The 11,863-nt window shown below is 69.6% G+C and carries 11 protein-coding genes and 1 pseudogene; 8 read left to right on the top strand and 4 right to left on the bottom strand.

The window, feature by feature from the left end; translation table 11 throughout:
• The first annotated feature begins 88 nt into the window (after window positions 1-88).
• The 5 genes from OG927_RS33215 to OG927_RS33195 all read left to right on the top strand — a co-directional run bounded on the left by OG927_RS33215 (window position 89) and on the right by OG927_RS33195 (window position 2,920).
• The gene (locus tag OG927_RS33215; protein WP_056793629.1) at window positions 89-469 is read left to right on the top strand and encodes a YybH family protein; all 381 of its coding nucleotides are present in this window, start codon (window positions 89-91) and stop codon (window positions 467-469) included.
• A 62-nt stretch (window positions 470-531) separates the two neighbouring features.
• The gene (locus OG927_RS33210) at window positions 532-957 is read left to right on the top strand and encodes a YybH family protein (RefSeq protein WP_056793630.1); all 426 of its coding nucleotides are present in this window, start codon (window positions 532-534) and stop codon (window positions 955-957) included.
• Between the two features lie 190 nt (window positions 958-1,147).
• A complete protein-coding gene (locus tag OG927_RS33205) occupies window positions 1,148-1,774 on the top strand; it encodes a ScbR family autoregulator-binding transcription factor (protein ID WP_056793628.1) in 627 nt (208 codons plus the stop codon).
• Window positions 1,775-1,821: 47 nt separating this feature from the next.
• On the top strand, window positions 1,822-2,523 hold the full coding sequence (locus tag OG927_RS33200) for a thioesterase II family protein (RefSeq protein WP_330319469.1): 702 nt from the start codon (window positions 1,822-1,824) through the stop codon (window positions 2,521-2,523).
• Between the two features lie 256 nt (window positions 2,524-2,779).
• The gene (locus OG927_RS33195; protein WP_164494264.1) at window positions 2,780-2,920 is read left to right on the top strand and encodes a hypothetical protein; all 141 of its coding nucleotides are present in this window, start codon (window positions 2,780-2,782) and stop codon (window positions 2,918-2,920) included.
• A gap of 126 nt (window positions 2,921-3,046) precedes the next feature.
• Here OG927_RS33195 and OG927_RS33190 read toward each other — a convergent pair whose 3' ends face one another.
• A complete protein-coding gene (locus OG927_RS33190; protein ID WP_330319470.1) occupies window positions 3,047-4,633 on the bottom strand; it encodes an aspartate aminotransferase family protein in 1,587 nt (528 codons plus the stop codon).
• A gap of 200 nt (window positions 4,634-4,833) precedes the next feature.
• Between OG927_RS33190 and OG927_RS33185 the strand changes: the two genes are divergently transcribed.
• The 3 genes and pseudogenes from OG927_RS33185 (at window position 4,834) to OG927_RS33175 (ending at window position 8,370) form a co-directional block, all read left to right on the top strand.
• Window positions 4,834-5,370: a flavin reductase family protein gene (locus tag OG927_RS33185; RefSeq protein ID WP_330319471.1), complete on the top strand. Its 537-nt coding sequence runs from the start codon at window positions 4,834-4,836 to the stop codon at window positions 5,368-5,370.
• Complete coding sequence (locus OG927_RS33180) at window positions 5,367-6,530, top strand: sensor histidine kinase (protein ID WP_124283581.1); 1,164 nt, start codon at window positions 5,367-5,369, stop codon at window positions 6,528-6,530. The genes OG927_RS33185 and OG927_RS33180 overlap by 4 nt, the downstream gene beginning before the upstream one ends.
• Before the next feature lie 86 nt (window positions 6,531-6,616).
• Window positions 6,617-8,370: pseudogene (locus OG927_RS33175) on the top strand (acetyl/propionyl/methylcrotonyl-CoA carboxylase subunit alpha).
• Between the two features lie 365 nt (window positions 8,371-8,735).
• Here the strand turns inward: OG927_RS33175 and OG927_RS33170 are convergent.
• The 3 genes from OG927_RS33170 to OG927_RS33160 all read right to left on the bottom strand — a co-directional run bounded on the left by OG927_RS33170 (window position 8,736) and on the right by OG927_RS33160 (window position 11,687).
• Complete coding sequence (locus OG927_RS33170; protein WP_056790258.1) at window positions 8,736-9,920, bottom strand: acyl-CoA dehydrogenase family protein; 1,185 nt, start codon at window positions 9,918-9,920, stop codon at window positions 8,736-8,738.
• A gap of 242 nt (window positions 9,921-10,162) precedes the next feature.
• The gene (locus tag OG927_RS33165) at window positions 10,163-10,651 is read right to left on the bottom strand and encodes a pyridoxamine 5'-phosphate oxidase family protein (protein ID WP_056790255.1); all 489 of its coding nucleotides are present in this window, start codon (window positions 10,649-10,651) and stop codon (window positions 10,163-10,165) included.
• A gap of 130 nt (window positions 10,652-10,781) precedes the next feature.
• Window positions 10,782-11,687 carry an NAD(P)-dependent oxidoreductase gene (locus OG927_RS33160; protein ID WP_330319473.1) on the bottom strand — a complete coding sequence of 302 codons (906 nt, stop codon included), beginning with the start codon at window positions 11,685-11,687 and terminating at the stop codon, window positions 10,782-10,784.
• Between the last annotated feature and the right edge of the window lie 176 nt (window positions 11,688-11,863).

The following is an 11,863-nucleotide window of genomic DNA, read 5'->3' as shown; positions in this document are numbered from 1 at the left end:
GGTCCACCCGTTACATTCTGAACAGATCTGCGTGAAACTCCTCGAATTCCCGGGAGTAATGCCGGAAGAAAGCAGGAATGGTCTCACCATGAGTAATCTGACCAGCGATGTCGCACAGCACACCGCGCTGTACGAGGCGGCCTTCAACGCGGGCGACGCCGACGCCGTGAACGCGATGTACACCGATGAGGCCGTCGCGGTCTGGGAGCCGGGCAAACCGCTCACGGGCCAGGCCCGGAAGGACGCGGTCAAGGAGTTCCTGGCCCGTTCTCCGAAGATGAGCGCCAAGCCGCGCCAGACGTTCGTGACCGGAGACACCGCGCTCCTGATCGTGGACTGGTCCATCGCCACGGTGGACGGCTCGGGCAGCCCCGAGCTGCTGACGGGGGTCGGTGTCGACGTGCTGCGCAAGGGTGCGGACGGCAACTGGCGCTACGCCATCGACGAGCCGTACGGCGAGCAGAAGTAACCCGTGCGGCTCCGTGCCCGGCACGGGGTCGCCCCCAACCCAAGGAAATGGTGTCGCAGACCATGAGCATTCCCGGTATCACGGTCGACTTCGATGTCGACAACCCCGACCTGACCGCGGACGCGGATACTCAGAACGAGATCTTCATCCAGCTCTTCAATTCCGGTGACGGAGCGCTGTTTGATCTCCTCTACCGTGACGACGCGATATCGAACTTCTCCGGCTCTCCGCTCACCGGGAAGGAGCGTCTGGAGTTCTTCAAGGAGTTCCTCGCGCCGAAGCCTTTCCTCAAGGCGGAGATCACGCACGCGTACGTGGCCGGCGACGTGGCCCTGATCGGCGTGAAGTTCAGCGTCGACAGCACGGGTCCCGACGGTGAGCCCGTCCGTATCGAAGGCAACTGCACCGACGTGCTCCGTCTCGGTGATGACGGCCGCTGGCTCATGTCCATCGACCGTCCGGTCGCCGGCACCCTGCTCCCCGAGTAGGTCCCCCTTCTCCCGGCCTGCCCGGTCCTTCCCCCCTCGGGCAGGCCGGGTTCCGGATTCCGGACCGTCCGGCGGGTGGTCCTTTCAAGACGAATTCGATCAGCGCCGTGAGAAAACCGTCGCTGCGGTTCATTACGCTGGACGTTCTTGAAGGGCCGTCAGCGGCGCCCCAGGCATCCACGGAGTACACATGGCTAAGCAGGAACGCGCCGTCCGTACGCGGGCGGCGGTGCTCCGGTCCGCAGCGGAGATCTTCGACACGGACGGTTTCGTATCGGCTTCCCTCTCCTCCATCTCCCACCGGGCCGGGGTGAGCAGTGGGGCCCTCCACTTCCACTTCGCCAACAAGGGCGCGCTGGCGGCGGCCATCGAGAAGTCGGCCGAGCAGCGGCTGTGGAACATCACCGGTCCGACCCCGGACGGGTTCGACGGGCCCGGGTCCCCGGGTGGCGTCGACGTGATCCACAACCTGGTGGAAACCTCCCACCAGCTCTTCGACGGGCTGCACAGCGACGTCATCCTGCGCGCCGGGTTCACGCTGGGCTGCGAGCCCTCGTGGCCCAGCCTGGTCGACCTGCGCGGCCAGTGGCAGGACTGGATCGGCGGCACGCTGCGGCACGCGGCGGAGATCGGCGCGCTCGCCGACGGGACCGAGGCGGAGGACGTCGCCACCGTCGTGACGGCGTCGACCGTCGGCTTCGAGGCCCTGGGCCGCAGGGACCCCACCTGGCTGTCGCAGCAACGGATCGCCCGGTTCTGGCAGTTCATGCTCCCCCGTCTGGTGCCCTCGGGTACCGGCCCGCAGAAAGGGACGTAGTGGATAGCACGTGGTTCAGACGCTTCGGAACGGCCCGTGAGGACACCGTGCGGTTGGTGTGTTTCCCGCACGCGGGGGGCGCGGCCAGCGCGTTCCTTCCCCTGTCGCGGGCGCTCGGCGGGCACCTGGACGTGCTGGCCGTCCAGTACCCGGGCCGTCAGGACCGGCGGCGGGAGGAGCCGTACCACAGCATCGCCGCGCACGCCGACGCCCTCGCGGAGGTCATGGAGCCGCTGACCGAGGGCCCCTACGCCCTGTTCGGGCACAGCATGGGGGCGGTCCTCGCCCACGAGACGGCCCGCCGCCTGGTCACCGCCGGGCGGCCGGAGCCCCGCAGGGTGTTCCTCTCCGGGCGGGGCGCGCCCTCGCCGCTGCCCGGCGCGCACGACCGGCTGGGCAGTGACACGGAGATCCTGGCCGCGGTGGGTGCTCTCGGCGGGACCGGCCGCGCGGTCCTCGACGACCCCGAACTGCTCGCCATGGTGATGCCGGCGCTGCGCGCGGACTACGGCGCCCTGGGCACGTACCACTGGGGCGGCGGCTCCCCGCTGAGCTGTCCCCTCACCGTCCTGGTCGGCGACGCGGACCCGGTGGTGGGTGTCGCCGAGGCGGCGGCCTGGCGCGGTCACACCACCGGCGGTTTCGACCTGCGGGTCCTGTCCGGTGGCCACTTCTACCTGGACGACCGTACCGACGACGTCCGCGACATCATCACGACCAGCCTGCTCGTCGCGGGCTCCCCGGCGTGATCCTCCGCCGGGAGCGGGTCTGACCGCGCGCCTTTCAACGGGCGGCGGGCGGTGCGTCCTTGCTGTTCAGTGCCAGGGGGAGCGTCCGCAACGGCGGGTCCTCCCCAGCAGGGCGGGCTCCGGGCTCCGGCGAGGTCTGTCACGCCCCGGCCCGGTGGTGACCGCCGTCGGTCTGCGGTCCGTGGAGTCCTCGCCGTCCACCCCGAACCGGACGCAGGGACGTGAGAGCCGTTCCACTCGACAACCGGAGGACATGATGCGCGACGACACGTACGACGCCGACCTCGGCCACGCGTTCCCCAAGGGCCTGGCGCACGTCCTGCGGTATCCGCCTCTGCAGCTCGCCGGCGCGGAGGACGAGTCCGGCGAGCCCCACATCGTGCGGGGTATCGACTGACCTGCCAGTGGTGGGAGGCGCCCGGTCGGTTCCCCACCGGGCGCCTCCCACCGCCCGCCCGGTGGGGCCGGGGCGGCGCGCGGTGGGCGACGGCCCGGCCGTCCCGGGCCGGGCCGTCCTGTTGCGTCAGGCCTCCACCGCCGTGCCGGTGAGACCGGCACCGTCGTGGGTGCGGAAGAGCCGGCAGGCGCCCCGCAGACCTCGTTCCAGCTGGTCGGTCTCTGTGTCGGTCAGGTACAGCGAAGGCTCGAACCGGAGCGTGTTCACGGCGCTCGCGGTCGGGAAGGTCCGGATCCGGTGCTCGCGCATCAGGTATCCGGCCACCGTGTAGCCCAGCAGGGGGGCGCTCTCGCGGATGGCCTCGGAGCCGGATCCGGACTGGTCGTGGAACTCCAGGCCGAGCATCAGGCCCCTCCCCCGCACGTCCTTCACCACGTCGGGGAAGTCGGCGCGCACCGCCGCCAGCATCCCGAGCAGTTTCTCGCCGCGCTCGCGCACCACACGGTACGCGGCGCCGTCATCGGCCTCGAGGATCTCCAGGACCTTCTTCGAGAGGAAGCACGAGAAGGCGTCCTTCGCGAAGGTGGAGCTGTGCACCAGCTCGAACTCGGAGCGATAGCGGGACTGGTGGGCGAGCATGACGGACGTCTTCGCTATTCCGCCGCCCAGGCTCTTGGCGAGCACGTAGTAGTCACCACGCAGGCCCAGCGCCGAACTCGCCAGGAAGTCGCCGCTCCGGCCCATCCCGCTCTGTACTTCGTCGACGACGACCGGGCAGTCGGCCTCGGCACAGGCCCGCTGGATCTCCTGCGCGAATTCCTCGGTGAGGACGCGGATCCCGCCCTCGCCCTGGATCGGCTCCAGGACGAGGGCGCAGAAGACCGGGGAGTCCCGCTCGATGACCGACACCGTGTCGCGCTCGACGACCAGGTCGAACACGGTCGCCCGCTCACTCTCGAAGATCGCCTTGAGCGCCTGCGGGCTGTCCGCGGAGATGAACCGGGCGGGTGCCCCCAGTGCGGCGAAGGGGGCCCGGTAGCCCTCGTTGTGGGTGAGCTGGACGCTGCCGACCAGCTTGCCGTGGAACCCGCCCTCCAGGGCCAGGAGTACGGGCGGGCGGGCGGTCTGCTCGGCGTTGTGCCGTTCGACCGCGCTCGCCAGCGCCTCGAATCCGGCTGTCCCGGGCCGGGCGTCCACACCGGCGAGGCGGTACGCCTGCGGTGCGACGCCGGCTCCGCCGGCCACCGCGGCACGGGCGGCGGCCAGGTTCTCCTCGAGCCGCCCGCGGAGCTCGGCGAGCCGGAGCCCGCGGTCGAGTTCGGCGTGCTTGATCGCCGCCTCCACCGCCTCGGCACCGGTGTTGGCGAAGATGGCGGAGTAGTTGTCCTCCGTGCCCAGCTCGCGCTGGATGATCCGGTTGAGCGCGACGGCGACGTCGTTCGCGTACGGATGGCGGGAGAACTGCGCGTGCACCGGCGTCCCGGCCGCGAGGAGCTGCTGCGCGTACGTCGTGATCTCCGGATGGTTGTGTCCCAGGATGAGGGAACCGTACCCGCCCGCGAAATCGAGTACGGGAATCTCTTCGCCGCTCGCCCCGAGATAATAGAGAGTGTTTCCTTCGGCCCGCACGTATTCGACATCGAGGCCGAGCGAGGCCAGCCAACCGAGCAGATAAGGTTCCGCGAGCTGCGGATCAGCGGAGACGTTATTCATTTCACCCCTTATGGAGAGTGCACCTGACCGAAACGCCCAGAGCCTAACCACGGGGCACTCATCCGCTCGTGAACCGGCGCTCATGGAACGGTAATCCGGCACTCCCCCGCGCACGGCTGAGCGGACAGTTACTCGACAATGCCCCGCCCGAAGGGATCCCCTCGTACATTCCTCCTCATGGATTACATGAAAGGCGCGGCATGAATTCTGTATCCACTGGCGTCGCCGTTTCCCGGGGGCCCGCGGCGAATCCCGTCCCCCTGCGCGAGGTCATGTCCCTGTTCGCGACCGGTGTCACCGTGCTGTCCGTCGGTGGTGAGGACATCCACGGCATGACGGCGAACGCCTTCACGTCGGTCTCCCTCGACCCTCCGTCCGTCCTGTGCTGTGTCGCGCACAGTGCGGTCATGTACAAGGCGATCACTTCCGCCGGCCATTTCGGCGTCTCGATCATGGAGGCCGGACAAGAGGGTCTGGCCCGCTTCTTCGCCGACAAGAAGCGCCCTCTGGGGCCCAGCCAGTTCACCGGTGTCGACTGGGTCCCGGGCCCACGGACGGGTGCGCCGCTCCTGAGCGGGTCGCTGGCCTGGCTGGAGTGCGAGCTGTCCGCCGCTCACGACATAGGCGACCACACCGTGTTCATCGGCGACGTGGTCGCCTCGAGCCGCGGCGACGGGGCGGACGGGCTGGTCTTCTTCGGCGGCGCGTTCCACCGCGCGGACGCCCCCTCCCGATGATCTCCGAGGCCGCGGTCGGCGGCTTGGAGTCCGTCATCGGCCCCGGTTTCGCCGAGGCGCTGCAGCAGGGACTCGTCCGTGTGGCGCAGCAGGCGTCCTCCGCGCCGTCCGGGTCGCACGTCGCTCGGCAGCTGGCGTCCCGGAATCCGGCGAGTCCTGTCGGGGGGCCCGGCCCCGAGTGCCTGGACGCGGTGCTGCGCCGGTTCGAGTCTGCGCTCCCGGCCACGCTGAACAAGGCGGTCCGCTGGGACAGTTCGGTGCGGCAGGCCCTGAACGACCGGGCCCGGGCCGTCCTGGCAGCCGCTTTCGGCACGGAGCCCGCAGCCGGCGGGGGCGGGTTGCCCGACCCGCCGGTGAAGCTGGCGCCCCATCACCACGCGGCGGCGGCGGTCCTGCTCATGGAGTGCGCCATGCTGCAGATGATGGAGAGCGGCCGTCTCGACGAGGGGGCTGTGCGGGTCCTCGGCGAGGCGGCCCGGCGGGCGGGCGAGAGCGAGGGCCGGGCGAACCAGTCCGAGTGCTGCTGGCAGGAGCAGCGCCGTATCTCCCGTGAGCTGCACGATGATGTCGCCGACGGTGTCATCGCGGCCCGTGAGGCCCTGGAGGAGTGCGAGGGGCTGCTGGATCCGGTCGCCGCCGGGCGGGTCGCGGCGGCCCGGGACGCGCTGCGGGGTACGGACGCGCGGCTGCGGGACCTCGTCGGCGGTGTGCGCGAGCGGTCGGTCGTCCCGCCGCTCGACGTGGCGCTGCGGGAGTTCGCGGTCGGTTCCGCTCCGGGCGGGGTCCAGGTCAGTGTGAGGGTGACGGGTGACGAGGGCCTGATACCCGATGTGGGGCGCCGGGACCTGTACTTCACCGCCCGGGAGGCGCTGCGGAACTGCTTCGCGCATTCGGGTGGTGGGCGTGTGAGGGTCTTTGTGCGTTCCACCCGCTGGTGGGCGTACGCGCGTGTCGAGGACGACGGGCGTGGATTCGACGTCGAGCGGGTGCTGCGGCCCGGCCATTGCCATCAGGGGTTCCGTTCGATGACGGAGCGGATGGAGGATGCCGGCGGCCGGTTGACCGTGAGCAGTTCACCGGGGCGTGGGACCCATGTGGAAGCGCATCTGCCGCTTCAGCCGTACCGGCACGGGGCTCGGACGGGTCCGTCTTCTGGTTGAGCCCTCTTGTGTGGAGTCCGGTCCGGATGCGCCATCAGACAGGTATGTCGTGAGACAGGTATGTCAGACAGGTATGAGGAGCCGTCGTGCGTAAGGTGCTCATCGCCAACCGTGGCGAAATCGCTGTCCGCGTTGCTCGGGCTTGCCAGGATGCCGGAATCGCGAGCGTAGCCGTCTACGCCGATCCGGACCGGGACGCTCTGCATGTCCGTGCGGCCGACGAGGCGTTCGCTCTGGGCGGTGACACCCCGGCCGCCAGCTACCTGGACATGGCCAAGGTGCTCCAGGCTGCCAAGGACTCCGGGGCGGACGCGATCCACCCCGGCTACGGCTTCCTCTCGGAGAACGCCGAATTCGCCCAGGCCGTCCTGGACGCCGGCCTGACCTGGATCGGCCCCCCGCCCCAGGCCATCCGCGACCTCGGCGACAAGGTCGCCGCCCGCCACATCGCCCAGCGCGCCGGCGCCCCCTGGTCGCCGGCACCCCCGACCCCGTGTCCGGCTCCGCGGAAGTCGTCGCGTTCGCCGAGAACAACGGCCTGCCCGTCGCGATCAAAGCCGCCTTCGGCGGCGGCGGACGCGGCCTCAAAGTGGCCCGCACCCTCGAAGAGATCCCCGAACTCTACGACTCCGCCGTCCGCGAAGCCGTCGCCGCCTTCGGCCGCGGCGAATGCTTCGTCGAGCGCTACCTCGACAAACCACGCCACGTCGAAACCCAGTGCCTCGCCGACCAGCACGGCAACGTCGTCGTCGTCTCCACCCGCGACTGCTCCCTGCAGCGCCGCCACCAGAAACTCGTCGAAGAGGCCCCCGCCCCCTTCCTCACCCCCGCACAGAACGCCGAACTCTACGCCGCGTCGAAAGCGATCCTGAAGGAAGCCGGCTACGTCGGCGCGGGCACCGTCGAATTCCTCGTCGGCGCCGACGGCACGATCTCCTTCCTCGAGGTCAACACCCGCCTCCAGGTCGAACACCCCGTCACCGAAGAAGTCACCGGCATCGACCTCGTACGCGAGATGTTCCGCATCGCCGACGGCGAGGAACTCGGCTACACCGACCCCCCCGTACGCGGACACTCCTTCGAATTCCGGATCAACGGCGAAGACCCCGGCCGCGGCTTCCTGCCCGCCCCCGGCACCGTCACCACCTTCACCCCACCCACCGGCCCCGGCGTCCGCCTCGACGCAGGCGTCGAGTCCGGCAGCGTCATCGGCCCGGCCTGGGACTCCCTCCTCGCCAAACTCGTCGTCACCGGCGCCACCCGCGAACAGGCCCTCCAGCGCGCGGCACGCGCCCTCGGCGAATTCACCGTCCAGGGCATGGCCACCGCCATCCCCTTCCACCGCGCCGTCGTCACCGACCCCGCCTTCACCGCCGACCCGTTCCGCATCCACACCCGCTGGATCGAAACGGAATTCGTCAACACCATCAAACCGTTCACCGTCCCCACCGACACCGACACCGACGAGGACACCGGCCGCGAGACCGTCGTCGTCGAGGTCGGCGGGAAACGCCTGGAAGTCTCCCTGCCCTCCTCCCTCGGCATGACCCTGGCCCGGACCGGCCTCGCCGCCGGCGCCAAACCCAAACGCCGCGCAGCCAGGAAAGCCGGCTCCGCCGCCTCCGGCGACACCCTCGCCTCCCCGATGCAGGGCACCATCGTCAAAATCGCCGTCGAAGAAGGCCAAGAGGTCAAGGAAGGCGACCTCGTCGTCGTCCTCGAAGCCATGAAGATGGAACAACCCCTCAACGCCCACCGTTCAGGCACCGTCAAGGGTCTGACGATCGAGGTCGGGGCGTCCGTCACCTCCGGTGCCACCATCTGCTGCATCAGGGGCTGACCGGTCCGCCGGGGCGATCCCGCCCACCGCCACGTGACGCCGCGTGGGCCGGCCGCGTGGTTGTCGGCCCGGAAGCCTGTTCCTCGCGGGCCTCGGGGGCGTCCGTACGCCGGCTCCCCCGCCACCGTGGTGGACGGACAGCGCCTGCGGGGCTCCACGCCGTCCGGTGGGTCCGCCGGGGCGGGTCGGCGGGCGTGGTCCAGCGGCTCCTTGTTACCTCGTTGCCTTTGGCCTGGGTTTCTTCCGGAGCGGCTCAAGGCTTTCCCGGTTGCCCGGCTTTCGTCCTCGGCCCCCTGGAGACAGTTGTGGGCCGCATACGGCCGGGGGGGTGCCGTATGCGGCCCGTATGGGGGGTGCCGGGTGGTCTAGAAGAACTCGGTGTCCGGGTCGAGTCCGACGAGGACCCTGCCGTACGCCTCGAAACCGCCGAGCGGCGCCATCAGGCCGTGCAGCGCCAGCCCCTGGATGTCCCGGTGGACGCGCTGGAACGGCTGTGACCGCTGGATGACCGAGGCACCGCTGACCGAGTGCAGGGTGTCGACGGCCTCCTTCGCCAGCAGGACCGCGTAGGTGATCTGGCTCCGGATCTCCACGCGGTCGTGCATGGACATCCGCGCACCCGCGTCGGCGGCGGCCTGCATGCGCCGGGTCCAGCTGTCGGCCAGTGCCTGGGCCGCGGAGATCTTGTTGGCGGCGGCGGCGACCTGGAACTGGATGTGCGGGTGAGCCCGCTGTTCCTCCCAGTGCGTGTAGGCGATGCCCTTGCCCGGCAGCCGGTCGAGGAAGAGCTCGAGGCCGGCTCGGGCCATCCCGAGGTAGGCCGCTGCGGACAGTGCCATCACGTACGCGGTGAGGCCGTACTCCCGGCCGCTGCCCTCGGTGTGGGCCCGGTCGGGGACCTGGCCCTCCAGCACCTCGAAACCGTCCACGACCCGGTACGCGGGGACGAAGAGGTCCTTGACCGACGAGGTGCAGCTGCCGGTACCCGCGGCGGCGGAGACGTCCCAGTCGTCGGCGAGGGTCATCTCCTCGGCGCGCACCACCGCGTAGACCTCCTCGTGCACGTCGTCGGTGCGCTCGACGAGGGCGGCGAGGATGTTCCAGTCGGCGCCGCGGATACCGGTGTTGAAGCGCCAGCTTCCGTTCAGGACGAAGCCGTCCTCGGTGCGGGTGGCCCGGCCCGTGGGGGTGAAGCCTCCCGAGACCTTCAGCGAACCTCCGCCGGTGCCGTAGATCTCCTCCTGGGCACGGTCGGGGTACTGGGAGATGATCCAGGCGCTGGAGATCCAGGCGTTGGCCACCCACCCGGTGGAGCCGCAGCCCCGGGCGATCTCGGCTATGAGGGCGAACTGGTCGGCGAGCGGCAGGTCCAGCCCGCCGAACCGCTGCGGGACCGCGGACCGGAAGACCCCGGCCTGGTCCAGCAGCTCGATGTTCTCCTGTGTGAGCCAGCCGCGCTCTTCGGTCGGGCGTCCGTTCTCACGGAGTGTGTGAACGCTTTCCCGTACCGCTTTCAGTACGGTGCCGGCGTCGATGTCGACCGTGGCCATCCTGCCTCCTCTGGCGCGAATTCATCCGGTTCCGGGCCGACTGTACTGCCGGTTCATTGAATTGCTTCCAGAATTCACTCACACCCCGGTCATTACCGGGACTGCCAATTGATGAGCATTCGGTTACCACTGTCCGGGAGCCTTGGTGCTTTTCGCGTCCGGGTGCGGGCCCGGGGCGGGCGGAGGCCGGACCTCCTGCCGCCCCGGGGTTCTCGCACCGCGTCCGCGTCAGGGGTCAGGGGTCAGCGGCGGCTCTCGTCGGTCCAGATGCGGCTGCTGAGGTCCGAACCGCGGAGCACCTGCACCCTCCAGGGGTCGATGCGCAGGACGTGGTACTTGGGGTCCTCGGGGCCGCCGCGCCAGAAGTTGAGCGGGTTGTACCCGACGCCGGCGGGGCTTCCCTTGCGGTAGAGGTCCCACGCGTACTGCCTGGTCTCCCGGTCCTCGGCCCAGGTGGAGACGCTGTCGACGAACACCGCGTTCTGGCTGGGGTTCCAGTAGGAGTACGTGGTGTGCGGGTTGTTGGCCAGATGGGCGACCTTGACAGGTGTCTTGTAGGCGGCGAGCCAGCCGACCGGCTTCCCGTCGACCACTTCCCAGATGGGAAGCAGCACGCGGGCGCGCGGGCGTGACTTCCTGTCCACTGTGATCATCGTGCAGTAGACGATTTCCTGGATGTAGGAGAAGAACTTGTTTTCGATTTCCGAGAAGGATTCCACAGTGGTAGCCATAACGATTCCTCCCGGCATCCGATTATTGATGGGAAGGGTCCGGAAAGGCCCTCCGGAATCAGAATGCGGCACTGCCGGACGGGCACGCAAGAAGGCACTTCGAAGTCACTGACTTCTTCCGCGGTTACCGTCAGGGGTGTGCGCGGAACCGGTCGGCGACGGCGGCGTAGCTGTCGCCGCCCCGGCCCTTCGCGACCGTGTCGGCGACCAGGCCCCTGAAGAACCGCGGCAGCGAGACGTCGATGCCGGCGGCCTCGCTCTCCTGGACCAGGTGGTCCATGGCCGCGGCGTGGGTGTCGAGGCTGGCGTCCTGGGCGACGGCTGTGCCGGCGTCGACCTGTTCGGCGTAGGCCGAGACGAACTCGGTGACCGAGAGGATCCACTGGTTGGCCAGGACGGCGAACCGGGAGGCCGGGACGCGCGCCGTGCCCACGAGGGCCGCCCCGTGCAGGAAGCTGTTCAGCACGCCCCACATGACGTTGAGCAGCGCCACGTCGTGGAGTGCGGCCAGACCGGGGTCCGTCCCGATGTGCAGGCAGGTTCCCAGGTCCCGCAGGACCGGCAGGTGCTTGTCGAAGACCTGCTGGTCTCCGCTGTGGAGCAGGACGGCCTCCGGTCCTCCCATGGACTGCGGGACGGCCATGATCGCGCCGTCGAGGTAGGCGGCCCCGTGGGCGCCGGCCCGGGCGGCGGCCTCGCGGGCCTGGTCGGAGGTGCTGGAGGTCAGGTTGACGACGGTGCGTCCGCTCAGCGCCTCGCCCAGGGGGTCGAGGACCGACTGGACCGCCTCGTGGTCCTTGAGGCACACGATGACGGGTCCTGTGGTCGCCGACAGGGCCGCGGCCGGAGAGGGGGCGCTCCGGGCGCCCTGGGTGATGAGGTCCCCGGCCTTTCCGGGGGTCCTGTTCCACACGGTGGTGGGGCGGCCGGCCCGCAGGAACGCGGCTGCGATCGCCTGCCCCATGAGGCCGAGGCCCAGAATTGCCACGTCCGCTTCGACAGCGTTGTCGATTGCTTCGGCTGCGTTGCCGGTCATGAGTTCCGCCTTCTCTTTTTTGTCGGTGCACCTTCGGGGGGGGAATATTCCCGTCACGCGCTGCTCAAGGTTATTCCAAGGTTCTGGTGAGAGGGTGGGGGAAAATCTGCGGGAAGTGCACCACAGGCCTTGCAGTGCGTCAAGGATTGCCAGCCTGATTCGGCCGTGGGTATTTT

The organism is Streptomyces clavifer, from assembly GCF_036345975.1.
GTDB classification, from domain to species: Bacteria; Actinomycetota; Actinomycetes; order Streptomycetales; family Streptomycetaceae; genus Streptomyces; species Streptomyces clavifer.
Note: the sequence above shows the minus strand (reverse complement) of the source record. Positions and strands in the feature narration are given on the sequence as shown.